This is a genomic window from Haladaptatus sp. AB618 (assembly GCF_024136965.1).
Taxonomy (GTDB): domain Archaea; phylum Halobacteriota; class Halobacteria; order Halobacteriales; family Haladaptataceae; genus Haladaptatus.
On sequence record NZ_JAMYJX010000001.1, the window covers coordinates 1024466 to 1040433 of the forward strand.

The window sequence follows — 15968 nt, forward strand, 5'->3', positions numbered from 1 at the left end:
GAGATCGTCACATCGTGAACAGGTGCCCCTCGCGGGGAACGTCGAAGATTCCGATCCGTGCGCCTGCGTCCAACCACGCGTGGCCGTAGGAAAACGACGCCAACGCGTTGACGAAGTCGTCGTCCGCCTTGAAGTGCCTCCCGTCGTCCAGATACGACTGCGCCATCTCCCGACAGTCGAGCGCCGCCTCACCCATCGGCGTGTCAGTCGGTGCCGAAACCTCGGCGGCGTCGAGCGCTTCCGACAACAGGCGTTCGTACCGGTTCGTCTTTTCGACCAGATCTGCAGGCATGACCGAACCGTGGTGGGGCGCGAAGGTAAGGTCTGCGACACCGTCCGTGAAACCGGAAAGCAGGGGAGACAGCGCAAGGTAAATACACTACGAAGAGTGATATTGCACCATGACCGAAGAGCCTCGGGTGGAGATGTACACCAAGGAGAACTGTTCGTATTGCGAGAAGGCCAAGGACCTCCTCGACGAGAAGGGAGTCGAGTACGAGACGTACAACGTCACTGGCGACGATGAACTGTTCGAGGAGATGGTCGAACGGGCGGACGGGCGCAAGACTGCGCCGGAGGTGTTCGTCGACGACGAACTCATCGGAGGGTGGGACGAGACCTGCGCGCTCGAACAGGAGGGGAAACTGGACGAGAAACTCGGACTCGCCATCGCTGACGGGGGAGAAGAGGACGTCGAACACCGCAAACTCATCGTCTCCGGAAGCGGAATCGCGGGACTGACCGCGGCCATCTACTCCGCGCGGTCGAACAACGACCCCCTCGTCTTGCAGGGTGACGAACCCGGCGGACAGTTGACGCTCACGACGGACGTGGAGAACTACCCCGGATTCCCCGATGGAATCAGCGGGCCGGAACTGATCAACAACATGCAACAGCAGGCCGAGCGGTTCGGTGCCGAGGTAAAAACCGGCATCATCGCGGACGTGGACGAGTCCTCGCGTCCGTTCCGCGTCGAGTTGACGAACGGCGACGTGTACACGACGGACGCGCTCATCGCGGCCAGCGGTGCGAGCGCCCGAACGCTGTCGATTCCGGGCGAGGACGAACTGATGGGGTACGGCGTCTCGACCTGTGCGACCTGCGACGGCGCGTTCTTCCGCGACGAGGAGATGGTGGTCATCGGCGGCGGCGACGCCGCCTTCGAGGAAGCGACGTTCCTGACCAAGTTCGCGAAGAAGGTGTACCTCGTCCACCGCCGCGAGGAGTTCCGCGCGGAGAACTACTGGCAGGACCGCCTGCAGGAGAAGGTCGATGCTGGCGAGATCGAAGTGATGAAGAACACCGAAGTCACCGAGATTCACGGCTCGCCCGAGGAGGGCGTGGACCACGTCACTTTGGTGTCGAACCCCGAAGGGAAACCATCGCAAAAGCTCGACGACCCCGAGACCGAGGAGTTCGACTTCGACGTGGGCGCGGTGTTCCTCGCCATCGGTCACACGCCGAACACGGGATACCTCGAAGACACGGGCGTCGAACTGGACGAGGAGGGCTACATCCGAACGGAAGGCGGAGAGGGCGGCAACCAGACGAAGACGGCCGTCCCCGGAATCTTCGGTGCGGGCGACGTTGTGGACTTCCACTACCAACAGGCGGTGACCGCGGCAGGCATGGGGTGTAAGGCCGCGCTTGACGCGGACGACTACCTGGAGACGGCCGAACTCGGCGGAGCGAGTGCCACCCAAGAGAGCGCGGCGGCCTCCGACGACTGATCCGAAGACCGAGAACCGTATTTTCGGGTCGAAGTTGCAGCCACAGGGTTTAGTTTCTTCACTCCGGTAGTGGACCGCATGGACTTCGACCTCCGCGTCTCCGAACTCGAACCGCTTCACGGTCGACTCGAAGAGGCGCTCGAACGGGTTTTCGAGTTACAGGCGGGAACGCGTGTGAACTCGGACGAGTTCTTCTCGGAGGAGTTCATGCAAAGATACACCCAGTTCGACTCGTTTCACGCCTTCTACCGCGAGAGCGCGTGGAACCTCGAAGGGCCGGGTCGGATGGACGAACTCCCGGACGAACGTCTCGATAGCTACGTCGTGGAGACGACGGAGTTTGCGACGTGGGAGGAGATGAAGACCGCCGCCGCGGAGGAAGCCATCGTCGACCAGTTGCTCTCCTGATTACGTGAAACCCGGCACCATCGTCAGCAGTCGATACAGCGCGAAGCTGATGAACCCGGCACCGACCATCGACACGACCCACGCGCCGACGGTGTACCCGGCTTTCGACGCCGAAACGCCGCCCCCCGAATTCGAGGAACGAACGGCCAAGCCAGCGCCGACGATGCTCGATATCATCACCTTGTTGAACGAGATCGGAATGCCGAGAACGATCGCAAGTTGGGCGATGAGGAACGCCGGAATGAGCGCGGCGATCGACCGTCGCGGGCCGAGCGAGGCGTACTCCTGTGCGACCGCCTGAATGAGTCGTGGTGCCCGCGTCCACGCGCCGACGAGGATGCCGAGACCACCGAGCGCGAGCAGGTACACTGTGGAGATATGCAGGTCGGTTTCGAAGATGGCTTCCAGCGGACCGGTCGCGAGGCCGACCTGTGTCCCGCCGCTCGTGAACACGACCATGAGACCGAGGACGACGAGAAATCGATTGATTCCTTTCTGCTCGTCGTTCACGAGCGCCAACCGAGTGACGAGGACGGCGAGGATGCCGAAGACGACGCTGACGAGGACCATTCCGAGGGTGTAGCTTCCGACGAGGTGACCCGGAAGCAGGTCCCAATCCGTGGAGAGGGTCCGAGCGATCGAACCGGGTGTCCCGTTCGATTTCGGAGTGACCGTCAGTTGGATGTTGGCTACTGCGTAGCCGACGAGTCCGGCCAGCACGGGAACGCCGATCGATTCCGGTACCGATTCGCTTCGCAGCGCTCTGGCGACGCCGTAGGCGATGATGGCGTTCGTGACCGGAATCGTGAACCAGAACGCGAGGATTTTGACGTACTCGTGCGTCGCAAAGCCGCCGCCGAGCGAGATACCGGCACCTACCATCGCGCCCGTGACGGCGAAGGCCGACGGAATCGGGTATCCCCGCGTGTTGCCGATGGTGATGAGCGTCGCGGCCGTCAGGAGGGCCGCAGCGGCCGCGACCGGCGTTATCGTCACACCGGTGACGAGGTCCTTTCCGATGGTCTCGGAAATGCTTCCACCTTGGACGATCGCTCCGAGTCCGGCGACGAGTCCCACCAACAGCGCGGCCCGCAGGATCGACAGCGCGTTCGCGCCGACGGCAGGTGCGACGGGTGCGGAGTTGCTGTTCGCGCCGACCGTCCACGACATGAACAGCGATGCGACCAACGCGACGACCACGACGAGAAGTACTGTGGCCATTACGAAAGAGATGACCGCACGGCACACGTTCCTGTCACTATCCAGTCATAGGGATGCGTCTCGGTCTGAAACATCGACCTACTCTACAAAATCCTCCGTTAAGTGGTCTTTGGTACGGTTTTCGGGGAATAGGATCAAGGAAGTTATGAATAACCAGTTCCTATCTACCCAGATGATTGAAACGGTCGTCGCCGTGCAGTCGCCATCCACAGACCCTTAACGCTTCACGTCAAAACGGGTGGTATGGTAGAAACAGATTCCGTCGAGACGGAAACGTACACCATCGAAGGACCGGACGGAAACACCGACGAAGTCGAACTCCCGCCGGGACTCATCGACCTGCTCCGCGAGGAGGACGAATCGCGGGAGACCGTCATCGGCGACATGGCCGTCGTCTCCTTCGTCCAGCAGGCCCACGCGGCGGTTCACCACACGCAGGGCCAACCCGACGAGGAAGTCGTCGCCATCGAGGAGAAAGCACGAGAGCTGTTCGAGGAGCGTATCGGCATCACGTTCGAGCAGGCGACCGGCCACTCGCACTGAACGCACGAAAATTGCCGTTCGCCGTTTTTTCTAGTTCAGTTCGACACGGTCGCCGATCTCGATGATCTCCAGTGCGTTCGGATACTCGTAGCTCCGCGTGTGGTCGTACAGCGCCGTCGGGTCCGCCGTCAGCCCTTTCCACATGTCCCAGTGGGTCGGGAGGAGCGTATCGAGTTGGAGGGCGTTCGCCGCGTCGGCGATTTCGTTTTCGTCGCTGTACCACTTCGTGTACTTCGGTTCGCGGGTTTCCTTGTCGGGAATCCAGCCGTCGGAGCCGAAGGCGAGCACGCCGAGGTCGATGTCGTAGGATTCGCCGATGGTTTCGAGTTCCTCGCCGGGTTTGGTATCGCCGCCGTGGAAGAAGGTGACGTCACCGTGTTCGATGACGTAGGAGACGGGATGTGTCGCGTCGGCGTCGTGGCTCGGTTCGACGTGAATCGTGAATTCGCCGACTTCGAACGTCTCTCCCTCCGCAACTTCCTCGAACTGGTCGTCCGAGACGTCCCAGTTGTCCGTCCACTGCTCGTCCTCACGTGCGACGGCGAGGCTGTCGTCGGGTGCGTAGAACGCCGCGCCGGTCGAGGCGAGGATGGGTGCTTGGCTCGGCCCGTGGACGTGGTCGGTGTGTTCGTGGGTCGCCAGCACCGCATCGGCTTCCGTCACGTCTTCCGGGTCGAACGGGACGGGAATCATCCGAACGGTTCGTGGCGGATCACCCGTGCCGACGTACGGGTCGATGAACAGCGTCGTTTCGTCGCTCCCCTTCAGGACGAACCCGTTGCAACCGAGATACCAGAGCGCGATTCCATCCGGTGTCGTTTCCTCGACTTCTCGCGGGAGCCAATCCCCCCAGTCGCTACTTGCCATGTGAATACTGCCCGGTAAACGCGCCTAAATCTTGTGTTCGACTCAGGGTAATCTCGAATATATGTGCAGATACGTACAGAATGAATCGACGACATGAAGTCACTAACCAAAGACATATGGCCACTCAGTCACACTAACTTAACGCCTGCGGATAGTGTCTTCACTGTCACGGCAGGCAGTCGGTACTGCAATGTGTCTCTGACGGGTGCGGCCTCTACCGCCGCACCTCACATTCTGATGGACGACCCAGCGATGCGGTCGAGAGACGTTTCTATCTCGGGGTCGTCGAAAGCGCGTTCGACCGTGTTCGTCTCGGCATCGTAGCTGATAAGTCCACAGTCAGAGAGTCGCGGGAGATGATTGTGGTGCAGTTCGATGGTAAGTTGCCGACGGTCTGTCGCGAGGACCGACTCGTCCTCGGCGATGACCGTGACGAGTTCTGCCAACGAGACTGGTGGTTCGTGCACCGAGAGATATCCGAGAACGATGCGACGGAGGCGATGTTCGAGGATGGCGAACAGTTCGGATGACGATGGGTTGGTAGTTTCGTTACTACGTCCGAGTGAATGCTGACTTGTGACCATGCGTATCTCCTTGCGAGTGGGTTCGTGGTGGTATCGGGCCGTCGCGTAGCGGGAACCGACGCTCGAACCGAACGCCCGGGCGGAAAAAACATCGAAACGAGGGGTTATTACTTTAGTTCACCGAACGGGATTCGAAATCGAAAAATCGTATGTTCTCCTAAAACGCGTCTCGAATCCCGAACGAGGTTTATAACTGTTACTGTATTTTAAGCCAGATTTATAACAGTCGGGTGGGAAACGATCGGTAACACATGTCCGACGAGAGTGGTCCGGAAGCGCTGATTTCGACAGTCGTCAAGCGTGCCGGATTTCTCGCCGCCCTCTCGTCGGGACCGATCCCGAAACACCATCTCGGAGACGAACTGGGCGTCTCCCGTTCGACGGTGTACAAAGCGGTGCGGGAACTCCACGAATACGACCTCGTCGAGCGAACCGACGACGGACTCGCCTTGACGGTCGTCGGACGGATACTCGCAAGCGAGTACGATTCCTTTCGAGCCACCGCCGAAGACGTCCGTCGAACCCGCCAACTGCTCTCCGCCCTTCCATCGGAGGCAGAGCTATCCACCGCACTCCTCGACGACGCTCGGACGGTTTTCGCCGAGCGACACGCCCCCAACTATCCGATACGGTCGTTCAGGGAGATGGTCGACAGCGCGGACGTCGTGCGCGGTATCTCGCCGGTGGCACTTCCCCAGTACGTCGAACTGTTTCACGACCGTGTCATCGACGGGAATATGACCGCAGAGTTGGTACTCGAACGCCCCGTGGTCGAGTACCTCGTCACGGATTACGGTGCGCAGTTGAACGAAGCGCTGGACTCGGACCAACTATCGATCTGGGAGATGGATGCGACGTTCCCGTACGGACTCATCGTCGTCGAAGGCGCACACGACGGCGTCAGTGTCGTCGTCTACGACGAGCGGGGAGAACTCCGTGGTATCATCGCGAACGACACCCCCGCTTCGGTAGAGTGGGGAAAAGACGTGTTCGAATCCTACCGCGAGCGGGCGACCCTCGTCGGCGGGAGGTAGCTACCGGTCTTCCCACTCCGGGTCGCGGTCTTCGAGGAACGCGTCGATACCCTCGTTTTTGTCCCCCGACGCGAACAGCAGGGCGAACAGTTCCGCTTCGTACTCGATTCCTGATTCGAGGTCCATCCGACTGCTCTCTTTCACCGCCTTCTTCGCCAGTTCGAGCGCCGTCGGGCTCTTATCGGCCATCCGACCCGCGAGTTCGTACACGCGGTCCTCGAACTCCTCGTCTTCACGGACTTCGTCCACGAGACCGATCTCCCGGGCTTCCTCGGCGTCGATGATCTCCCCGGAGAGGACGAGTCGCATGGCTTGCCCCTCGCCGACCAGTCGCGCCAGTCGCTGGGTGCCACCGCCACCGGGCATGATGCCGAGATTGATTTCGGGTTGGCCGAGTTTCGCCCGCTCGTGTGCGATACGCACGTCGCAGGCCTGTGCGAGTTCACAGCCCCCGCCGAGTGCGTGGCCGTTGATGGCCGCGATGACCGGCTTTTCCAGGTCGTCCACGTACTCGTACACGCGCGGCCGCTTGCTCGCTTCGCGCTGGGAGAGCGCGTCCCGTTCCCGCAGTTCCTTCACGTCGGCCCCCGCGACGAACGCCTTCGCCTCCGACGCGCCGGTGAGCACGACGACGCGTACATCAGATGAGGCTTCGACGGCATCCAAAACGTCCTTCAGTTCGGCGCGCACCTGCGCGTTCAGCGCGTTGCGCGCATCGGGCCGGTTCAGTGTGACCGTGCCGACGTACTCCTCGACGTCGAAATCGACGGTCTCACACTCGCTTGCGACCTGCTCGGGACTGCCGGGGGTGTCGTCGTCGGTCATTCGTCGTCACCGCCATTCATTTGTCCCGACACTCCCACGATTTCGCCGTCCTCCCAGACGTAGAACCCCTCGCCGGTCTTCTTGCCGAGTTTCCCGGCGCGAACCTTCTGGCGCAGAATCTGCGGCGGGCGGAACCGCTCGCCGAGTTCCTCGCGGAGGTGTTCGAGGATACCGAGTCGGACGTCCAACCCGACCACGTCGCCGAGTTCGATCGGTCCCATCGGGTGGTTGTAGCCGAGTTCCATCGCCGTGTCGATGTCCTCGGGACTCGCCACGCCTTCCTGTAACATGCGGATCGCTTCGACACCGAGCGCGACGCCGAGGCGCGAGGACGCGAATCCCGGCGAGTCGTTGACCTCGACGCCCACCTTGTCGATGCCGTCCACGAACTCGGACGCGAATTCGACCGTCTTCAAACTACTCTGCTCGGGAATCACGACTTCGACCAGTTTCATGATGTGCACCGGGTTGAAAAAGTGTAGCCCGATGGCCCGACTCGGATCGTTCAGTGCGCTGGCGATTTCGGTCAGCGAGAGCGACGAGGTGTTCGACGCGATTATCGCGTCGTCGGACGCGAACTCCTCCACGTCCGCGAACGTCTCGCGCTTGATTTCCATCTTCTCCGGCACTGCCTCGACCACCATATCCGCGTCGGTGACGGCCGCTTCGAGGTCCGTCGTTCCGGAAATCCGGTCGAGTGCGGCTTCCTTCTCGGCTTCCGTGACCTTGTCGCGCTCGACACCTCCTTGGAGGTTCGCCTCGATGCTCTCGATGCCATTCTCCACGAACTCCTCCTCGATGTCGCGGAGCGTCACGTCGTGACCCGCCATCGCCGTCACCTGTGCGATTCCGTGACCCATTGTCCCCGCTCCGAGTACGCCTACCTTCATCGTGCGAAAACGCGTTCGGACGCACGAAAAACGTTTATCTCCGGTCACGATACGGCGGCAGGTCACCGATATCGTTTATCCACCGACCCCGTCTATATGATTTCCGAGAACTACGTCGAACGTATTGTCACCGCAACCGTTTACAGAAAGCTTTTATCCTCGCCGGAAAATCGACTAATTGTCTCGGGTAGGGGTACACGAGACAAGACTTCTTTCGAAGCAATCAGTTCGAGACGGGAGTCCGTCACGTCCGTCCGAAATCGACTGACGAGTATCTAGTATCTCCGCCCCGTGATGGGAAAACTGTCGAGGGTCGGTCATTCGTTTGCTCCCCCGTTTTCTTGCCCTCGTGTTGGGGTTCAGCCTCCGACCGGTACGGAACCCCGACCCGATCTCAAGATTCAGCCGACTGGCTGAATATTGAACGACGACCGGAGCGGAGCGCCAGTATACTTCAAAATCCAGCCGATGGCTGGATTTTAAATCATCACCAGAGCAAAGCGCTGGCGTAATTTAAAGTTCGCCCGTCGGGCGAACTTTAAACCCGTACCTCGTGACGCCTTCCTGCGTATAGATACGGCGCATTGTCGTCTCCACCGAATCGCCGATTTCGAGGGTTCCAGGCGCAGCACCCGTCACCTGCGCGGGAACGCTCGCCTCGCCGCCATTCGGTCCGGAGAGGGCGACGACGGCCACGTCGAAGTCGCCCGATTTGGCCTGCTGTTCGGCGAACTCGGGGGGCGCACCGCCCTGCGAGATGGTCGTCAAGGCTTCGACGGTTCCCTCGCCGGTCAGTCGCACGTCGTCGTACTCGCCCAGCGAGTTACAACCGTTACACGCGCCCTCCGGCGGGAAGTTCAGCGCGCCGCAGTCGGGGCATTTCCCGGCGAGCAATCGATGTCGCTGGTCGAGCGTGCGTCGCCACGACGGTACGCTGACGTACGCTCCGCCACCGCTCGGCGGGCCGGAGGTCAGGTCGCCGCGCAGTCGGAGATATTCGGCGTAGGAAACGGGGTCGTCGCCGTCGAGCGCCAGCGAGACGGGAACGTCGTCGCTTGCTTCGACTACGAACGCGTCCGCCCCCGCGCCGCTGCCGAACGAGGCAGCGAGGATTCGTCCGTAGCCGTCGGCGAGGGATTTGGCGAGGCTCAGCGGGACGCTCGCCGCGCCCGTGTCGCCGAGTTCGTGGACGAGTGCGCCCGCCCGTATCTCGTCGATGCCGACGCCGAGCGCGCCCGCCGCCCGGTAGGGAAGTTTCCCGTCCGGTGCCTGTACCGCCGCGGCGTCAACAGCACCGGTATCTACCTGTTCGACTGCGCCCGCGAGCGTCTCCGAGAACGCTCGTCGGTCGTAGCTGGTGACGCCCAACCCTTCGACGCTCGACTCGCCGGTCTCGCGGAAGCGCGTTCCGGGGAATTCCGTCGTGTATTCTGCCCGTTCGACGACGCTGGCGGGACCGTCGTCGGCGAGGACGAAGGCCGCCGCGCCCGCGCCTGCCGCGTGGTCTTCCGCGGAATCCGGTTCGCCGCGGGGAGCGTCCGCGGCGACGACCAAGCCGACGCCGTCGTCCCACGGGCCTGCGGCGAGTCCGGCCACGAGCGCCCGCGTCCCGGCGCGGGTACTTCCGGTGAAGACGTGGAGCGTCGCGTCGTCCGGGACGCCGAGCATGCCGCCGAGTCGGGCGGTCACGTCCTCCTCGGCCATCGGCGGCGTGGTGGAGGCGAAGGCGAGGAACGAAATTTCCGGAGTTCCGGCGGCGTCGAGTGCTCGCCGTGCGGCCTCGTAGGCCATCGTCAGCGTGTCCTCGTCGGCATCCGGCACCGCTTTCCCGTTCACTCCGGCGGCGTGGAACTGCCCCCACGCCTCGCGGAACTCGTCGGCGGAAATTCGGAACCGCGGCGCGTAGGCACCGACCGCGGCGACCTTCGGTGTGCGTTCGTCTCCGGTCATGCTTCCACCTCCGATTCCTTTTCGAGCACGTGGACGACGGCCGCCCCGCCGCTCCCGCCGACGTTGTGTGTCAGGCCGCGCTTCGCGCCTTCGACCTGTCGTTCGCCTGCACTTCCCGAGAGCTGTTTGTACGCCTCGACCATCTGTCCGGCCCCGGTCGCGCCGATGGGGTGTCCCTTCGATTTCAGGCCGCCGGAGGTGTTGACGGGGCGTTCGCCGCCGAGTTCCGTCGCGCCGGAGGCGACGAGTTCACCGGCCTCGCCCGGTTCGCAGAAGCCGAGGTCCTCGTAGGCCAGCAGTTCCGCGATGGCGAAACAGTCGTGAACCTCCGCGAAGTCGATGTCTTCGGGCGTGACGTCCGCCATCTCGTAGGCCGATTGGGCGGCCTCGCGGGAGGCCGGAACCGAGGTGTAGGTGTCGCGCTGGAACAACCCGACGCGGTCGCTGGCCGCGCCGACGCCCGCGATTCGGATGGGGTCGTCGGTGTACTCGTCCACCACGTCCTCGCTCACGACGATGGCGCAGGCCGCCCCGTCGCTCGTCGGACAGCAGTGATACAGCGTGAGGGGGTCGGCGACGACTTGCGCGTTCATCGCGTCCTCCAGGGAACACTCGAAGCCGAGCTGAGCGTGCGGGTTCTTCGCGCCGTTGGCGTGGTTCTTCACCGCGACGTGGGAGAGATGCTCCGCGGTCGTGCCGTACTTCTCCATGTGTGCGTCGGCCATCTGCGCGTAGACGCCCGCGAACGTGGTTCCCGAGAGTCGTTCCCACTCGGTTTCGCCGGAGACGCCGAGCCAGTACTTCGTCGCGTCGCTCGACGTGTCGGTCATGACTTCGACGCCGCCCGCGAGGACGACGTCCGCCATGCCGCTTTTGACGGCCTGCACGGCCTGCCGGACCGCGTAGCCGCTCGCCGCACAGGCGTTCTCGACGCGGGTGCACGGGATTCCGTCGAGGCCGACGTGTTCGGTCACCGCCGGGCCGGAGAGACCCAGTTGACGGCCGCCGACGCCGAGCATGCCGACGACTGCCTCGTCCACGTCGTTCGGGTCGATACCCGCCGGGACGCTGTCGCAGGCCGCTTCGAAGGCGGTGCGGAACAGCGACCGGTAGCTTTCGTCGGGGAACGACCCGAAATCCGTCTGGGCCGCGCCGACCAAGTACGCATCTCGCATGTCTCGAACTGGCAGTCGTGGGGGGAAATAACTGCCGTCACCGCCACGCTTTCGCCGGGATGAGTTCCCATCGCTTCCACGGTTCCGGCGGGAGATTCAAGAACCTCGGCGGCCTACGGGCGACTGTGTACGGACACGCGGCAATCAAGGTGAAGGACCGGCACGGCTGACGTGGTCGGCATCGACATCAGCGGTCGCCACGAGGAGGAGGGCGAATACCTGATGGTCGCCGCCGCCATCCACGCGACGGTCGGCACGACACGACTTCACAGTGTACGGGGGATGGGCTTTGCGGTCAGTCACGCGGAACCGACGCTTTCGGAAACGACGAGAGTCGTCGCTGACGCCGTTTTCGACCTCCCGGACCCGACGGCGGAGCCAATCGTCGCCGAACGGGGAGAATTCTACGAGGAGCCGATTTGGATGGTCGAACAGTACCTCGAACCTGATTTTAAGTACGTCGAGAGCATAGCTGAACGTGAAACAGTGCAGGCCGCACACCACGCCGCGTACGCCGCCCGCAAACTACTCCTATGAAAGCGATACTTGCAAAACGGGTAGATGACGGAACCGCTTCCATCGAAGAACTGTCGGAGTTGGCCCGCGCCGCGGGCTACGACGTCGCCGCGGAAGTCACCCAATCGAGAGAAGAGGACGCCGCATACCAGTTCGGCGAGGGGAAGGTCGCGGAACTCTCCGCGGCCGTCACCGAACGCGATGCCGGAATCGTCATCTTCGACAATCAACTCGGGCCGTATCAGACGTACAACCTGGGCCAGCGACTGCCCGACGGAACCGAGGTCATCGACCGCTTCCGATTGATCCTCGAAATCTTCGGCCAGCGCGCCCAGACGCGGAAAGCGCAGTTGCAGGTCGAGTTGGCGGAACTGCGCTTCGAACTGCCGCGCGTCGAGGCGAAGACGAGCCTCGCGAAACGTGACGAGCGGCCGGGGTTCATGGGGCTCGGTGAGTACGACGAGAGCCACGAACAGGCCATCAAGGACCAGATAAGCCGCATCAAGGACGAATTGGACGCCATCGCGGACAAGGAGGCGGACCGCAGACAGAAGCGCCGCGAATCGGGATTCGACCTCGTGGCGCTCGCGGGGTACACGAACGCGGGCAAATCCACGCTCCTCCAGCGCCTCGCCGAGGATCTCGAAATCGGTGAGAACGACGATCTGCATCCGGACTTGGATCCGACGGCGGAAGCCGAGGACCGCCTGTTCACGACGCTCGGAACCACGACCAGAAAGGCGGACATCGACCGGCGGGACGTGTTGCTGACGGACACAGTCGGGTTCATCAGCGACCTTCCGCACTGGCTGGTTGAATCGTTCAAATCGACCTTGGATGCGGTGTACTACGCCGACCTCGTGTTGCTCGTGGTGGACGTGAGCGAACCCGTAGACGACATCCGGGAGAAACTCGTCACCTGCCACGACACGCTGTACGAGCGCAATCAAGCGCCCATCGTGACGGTGTTGAACAAGATCGATGCCGTGAGCGACGAGGAACTCGAAGAAAAGCGAAAGGCGCTGTCGGCACTCGCGCCGAATCCGGTCGCTATCAGCGGTAAGGATGATCTGAACGTGGCGGAACTCAAACGGCGTATCGATATCGAACTACCCGATTGGGAGTTCGAACGCCTCGTCATGCCGATGACCGATGAAACGATGAGCGTCGTGTCGTGGGTTCACGATCACGGACGCGTGGAGGACGTGACCTACACCGACGACGAAGTCGTGGTCGAGTTCGAGGCACGGCCCTCTATCGTTCAACAATCCCGGTCGAAAGCGAGTGATCTGACGGCGGTGCCGTCGGCTTAAAGCATCGAATATAACGATACGGCCCCGTTCGAGCGAATCCAAGCGCAGTGGTTCTTTTGATCGTAAATGAGGACTGCGTCGTCCTGCACTTCGAGTTCGGCGTATCGGTCTTTGTCCCGGTTCGGTTGGGAGTCGTCTGCTTCGTGCGTGCTCGTGGTCATGCGATTCGGTAGTTTGTTTGTCTCCATTGTTCGGTAGCAACCCCTCAGTGATAAGTGTTACCTACTACCATGGTTTCTCAGTATTCGATAGGCGACGAAGCATCATAACTGTTCGCTATCGGAGACATTCTATCTGAAATACCGTTACGTGGCAAAATCTAGTCGGGATGCTTACCTAACGGTATTTAACCCGGTAAAAAGCCGAAAAACGGTTACTATCGGTAAGTCGATTTCGTGACGTAACTTTTTATCAGCTGACGACCTATTCCGCGTATGAGCGACGAACCGGAACGGCTGACCATGTGGTGTGCGGGCGAGGATTGGTGTCCGATCACCGCGACGGCGACGCTCGTCGGCAAGAAGTGGCATCCCGTCATCGTCCATCGACTGCTCGTGAGCGGTCCTCTCGGGTTCAACGCCCTCAAGGAGGAAGTCGATGGCATTTCGAGCAAAGTGCTTTCGGATAGCTTGGAGGATTTGGGCGAAAAACGCCTCGTCAACCGCGAAATCGTGAGCGACAAACCGGTGCGGGTGGAGTACTCGCTGACGTCCATCGGCGAATCGCTCGAACCCGTCATTCTCTCCATGCGCGACTGGGGGACGGAGTATCTCGCCCCCGCCGACGACCCGGACTCGGCGATGGTGTGAATCCGGGCCCGCTACCGTTCCAGTTCCCGTTTTTCCTTCTCGACCACGCGAACGTTCCGGATGGCGGTGTCCGGATACCCTCCGTCAGCGTCCTTCTCGACGGCCTTTACCATGTCCCAGACGACGTTCAACCCCGTCGTGACCCCCTCCAGTGCTTCCATCTCACATCCCGTCTTCCCGGTCGTCTCGACGGCGACCGAGAGGACGACTCGGTCGTCCCGCACGTCGAACTCGGTGTCCACGTTCGTGATCGGGATCTGGTGACACATCGGAATCGTCTCCCACGTGTGTTTGACGGCCTGTACCGCACCGATTCGAGCGGTCGCCAACACGTCGCCCTTCTTCAGGTCGTTCTCCCGAATCGCGTCGACCGTCGAGGGCTGAAGGTGGATCTCGCCCTCGGCGGTCGCCCGACGAGCGGTGTCGGGTTTGTCGCCGACGTTCACCATCTGCACCTCGCCCGATTCGTCCGTGTGGGTCAGTTCGCCGTCGTCGGTTCCGTTTTCAGACATCGTCCGCACCCCACATCGCCGCCGGAATCGTTTCGAGCATGTCGGAGGCGAGCAACCCCTCGTAGCGGCCATCGTCGTAGCACAGATCGCCTGCACGTCCGTTGACGAACGACCCGACGCAGGCGGCGTCGAACGCTTCCGTCGTCCCGAACAGTCCAGCGACGATTCCGGCGAGCAGGTCGCCCGTGCCGCCGACCGTCATGCCCGTGTTGCCCGTCCGGACGACTCGCGTTCGCTCGCCGTCCGAGACCACGTCGGTCTTCCCCTTCGCCAGCACGACGTGGCCGATGTCGGCCGCGAGGTCCTCGATTTCGTCGGTGACTTCGGTCAGGTCGTCCGTATCCGGCCCGCCCATCTCTGCCAGTTCCTTGCGATTCGGCGTGCAGACGAGGGTGGCTTTCGTGTCGAGGTCCGGAATCGCCGGGAGCGCGTCGGCGTCAACGACCGCTCGTCCGGTGTAGGATTCGAGGAAGTCCGTCGCCGCGTCGAGGGTTTCGTCGGCGTTCCCGAGTCCCGGCCCGATAACCACGGTGTCGTCGTACGATTCGGCGGTGTCGACCAAGTCGTCCACCTGCTCGGGCGTGAGGATGTCGCCATCGTAGGGTTGGACGATGAGGTCCTCGGCGTAGCCCTGAATCACGCTCGCCACGGAATCCGGCGCGGCGACGAACGAGAGGTCCGCTCCCGCCCGTAGCGCGGATTGGCCAGCCAGCGCGGGTGCGCCCGTGAACGGCCCGCCGCCGATGACGAACACGCGTCCGCCGACGTTCCCCTGCACGCTCCGGAGGTCGCCCGGTCCGACGATTCGTTCGGCGGCCGCGGGGATGCCGATGTCCGAGACGGTCACGTCGGATGCGACGTCCGCGAGTCCGGGTTTCATGTCGTGGAACGTGACGACCGCGTCGGCCTCGACCGCAGTACCTTCGGACTCGCCCGAATCGGCGTTCAGACCCGAGGGGACGTCCACCGCGAGGACGGATGCGTCGGCGTCGTTGATGGCCCGGGCCGCCGTCGCGGCGGGTTCGCGGAGCGCCCCGGTCACGCCGGTTCCGAGCATTGCATCGATCACGAGGTCGCAGTCGGGGAGTTCGAACGCCCGGGAATCCGTCACCTCGGTCGTGTCGTAGTCGGCCTGCTGAAGGGCATCCCAGTTCTCACGCGCGATGTCGGTACCGATGGTTTCGGCGCGGCCGAGCAGCAGGACGGACACGTCGTACTCGTCGAGAAACCGCGCGGCGACGAAGGCGTCCCCGCCGTTGTTCCCCCGCCCCGCCACGATGGCGACGTTCGCTCCCGGCGAGGCCATCTCCCGGACGCGGCGGGCGATGGCGTTTCCACTCGATTCCATCAACTGCTTGCGGGGCACGCCGAGGTACTCCGCGTTCTCGTCCACGGCGGCCATCCGCGCTGCGGTTATCATACCCGGGCGTTCGGTCGGATTCCGGGTTAACGTTATGGGCTAGGGCGGTTCGAGCAGTGCGATTCTGTAGCGGCTTCACGAGGGACAGGGTAACCGGGGTAGCGGTTCGCTCTGCTGGGGTGAGAGAGCTTTCAGTATCCTCCTCTCACCACCCTTCGACTCACTCACGTC

17 protein-coding genes are annotated in these 15968 nt (G+C 62.6%); 7 read left to right on the forward strand and 10 right to left on the reverse strand.

Annotated features, from left to right (window positions below; all coding sequences use genetic code 11):
- Nucleotides 1-7: 7 nt before the first annotated feature.
- Nucleotides 8-292, reverse strand: coding sequence for a DUF357 domain-containing protein (locus NKF26_RS05505; protein WP_253227223.1), 285 nt, complete (start codon nt 290-292; stop codon nt 8-10).
- A 109-nt stretch (nt 293-401) separates the two neighbouring features.
- Here NKF26_RS05505 and trxB point away from each other — a divergent pair, with 109 nt between their 5' ends.
- Together trxB and NKF26_RS05515 are read left to right on the forward strand one after the other, a co-directional pair.
- The gene (gene trxB / locus NKF26_RS05510; protein ID WP_253234066.1) at nt 402-1730 is read left to right on the forward strand and encodes a thioredoxin-disulfide reductase; all 1329 of its coding nucleotides are present in this window, start codon (nt 402-404) and stop codon (nt 1728-1730) included.
- Between the two features lie 78 nt (nt 1731-1808).
- Entirely contained in the window at nt 1809-2138 is a 330-nt protein-coding gene (locus NKF26_RS05515; protein WP_066145359.1) for a hypothetical protein, read from the forward strand.
- On the opposite strand, the gene NKF26_RS05520 is transcribed toward NKF26_RS05515, so the two are convergent.
- Entirely contained in the window at nt 2139-3359 is a 1221-nt protein-coding gene (locus NKF26_RS05520) for an inorganic phosphate transporter (protein ID WP_253227225.1), read from the reverse strand.
- 243 nt (nt 3360-3602) lie between these two features.
- Here NKF26_RS05520 and NKF26_RS05525 point away from each other — a divergent pair, with 243 nt between their 5' ends.
- A complete protein-coding gene (locus NKF26_RS05525) occupies nt 3603-3902 on the forward strand; it encodes a hypothetical protein (RefSeq protein WP_066145362.1) in 300 nt (99 codons plus the stop codon).
- A gap of 30 nt (nt 3903-3932) precedes the next feature.
- Here the strand turns inward: NKF26_RS05525 and NKF26_RS05530 are convergent, their stop codons facing one another.
- Nucleotides 3933-4769, reverse strand: coding sequence for an MBL fold metallo-hydrolase (locus NKF26_RS05530; protein WP_253234067.1), 837 nt, complete (start codon nt 4767-4769; stop codon nt 3933-3935).
- 227 nt (nt 4770-4996) lie between these two features.
- Nucleotides 4997-5353, reverse strand: coding sequence for a hypothetical protein (locus NKF26_RS05535; protein WP_253234068.1), 357 nt, complete (start codon nt 5351-5353; stop codon nt 4997-4999).
- 251 nt (nt 5354-5604) lie between these two features.
- Between NKF26_RS05535 and NKF26_RS05540 the strand changes: the two genes are divergently transcribed.
- Entirely contained in the window at nt 5605-6387 is a 783-nt protein-coding gene (locus NKF26_RS05540; protein ID WP_253234069.1) for a winged helix-turn-helix domain-containing protein, read from the forward strand.
- Here NKF26_RS05540 and NKF26_RS05545 read toward each other — a convergent pair whose 3' ends face one another.
- From NKF26_RS05545 to NKF26_RS05560, 4 genes are all read right to left on the reverse strand, one after another.
- Nucleotides 6388-7212, reverse strand: coding sequence for an enoyl-CoA hydratase/isomerase family protein (locus NKF26_RS05545; RefSeq protein WP_253234070.1), 825 nt, complete (start codon nt 7210-7212; stop codon nt 6388-6390).
- A complete protein-coding gene (locus NKF26_RS05550) occupies nt 7209-8102 on the reverse strand; it encodes a 3-hydroxyacyl-CoA dehydrogenase family protein (RefSeq protein ID WP_253234071.1) in 894 nt (297 codons plus the stop codon). The genes NKF26_RS05545 and NKF26_RS05550 overlap by 4 nt, the downstream gene beginning before the upstream one ends.
- 513 nt (nt 8103-8615) lie before the next feature.
- A complete protein-coding gene (locus NKF26_RS05555) occupies nt 8616-10052 on the reverse strand; it encodes a zinc ribbon domain-containing protein (protein ID WP_253234072.1) in 1437 nt (478 codons plus the stop codon).
- Entirely contained in the window at nt 10049-11227 is a 1179-nt protein-coding gene (locus NKF26_RS05560) for a thiolase domain-containing protein (protein ID WP_253227232.1), read from the reverse strand. Before NKF26_RS05560 ends, NKF26_RS05555 begins: the two co-directional genes overlap by 4 nt.
- A gap of 180 nt (nt 11228-11407) precedes the next feature.
- Here NKF26_RS05560 and NKF26_RS05565 point away from each other — a divergent pair, with 180 nt between their 5' ends.
- The 3 genes from NKF26_RS05565 (at nt 11408) to NKF26_RS05575 (ending at nt 13865) form a co-directional block, all read left to right on the forward strand.
- Nucleotides 11408-11764, forward strand: coding sequence for a DUF2209 family protein (locus NKF26_RS05565; protein ID WP_369682125.1), 357 nt, complete (start codon nt 11408-11410; stop codon nt 11762-11764).
- Nucleotides 11761-13056, forward strand: coding sequence for a GTPase HflX (gene hflX / locus NKF26_RS05570; RefSeq protein ID WP_253227234.1), 1296 nt, complete (start codon nt 11761-11763; stop codon nt 13054-13056). Before NKF26_RS05565 ends, hflX begins: the two co-directional genes overlap by 4 nt.
- A gap of 434 nt (nt 13057-13490) precedes the next feature.
- Nucleotides 13491-13865: a helix-turn-helix domain-containing protein gene (locus tag NKF26_RS05575; RefSeq protein WP_253227235.1), complete on the forward strand. Its 375-nt coding sequence runs from the start codon at nt 13491-13493 to the stop codon at nt 13863-13865.
- A gap of 11 nt (nt 13866-13876) precedes the next feature.
- On the opposite strand, the gene moaC is transcribed toward NKF26_RS05575, so the two are convergent.
- Complete coding sequence (moaC, locus tag NKF26_RS05580) at nt 13877-14377, reverse strand: cyclic pyranopterin monophosphate synthase MoaC (protein ID WP_253234073.1); 501 nt, start codon at nt 14375-14377, stop codon at nt 13877-13879.
- Nucleotides 14370-15797 (reverse strand): NAD(P)H-hydrate dehydratase, encoded by a 1428-nt coding sequence (locus NKF26_RS05585; protein ID WP_253234074.1) that lies wholly within the window; start codon nt 15795-15797, stop codon nt 14370-14372. The genes moaC and NKF26_RS05585 overlap by 8 nt, the downstream gene beginning before the upstream one ends.
- Nucleotides 15798-15968 lie beyond the last annotated feature (171 nt).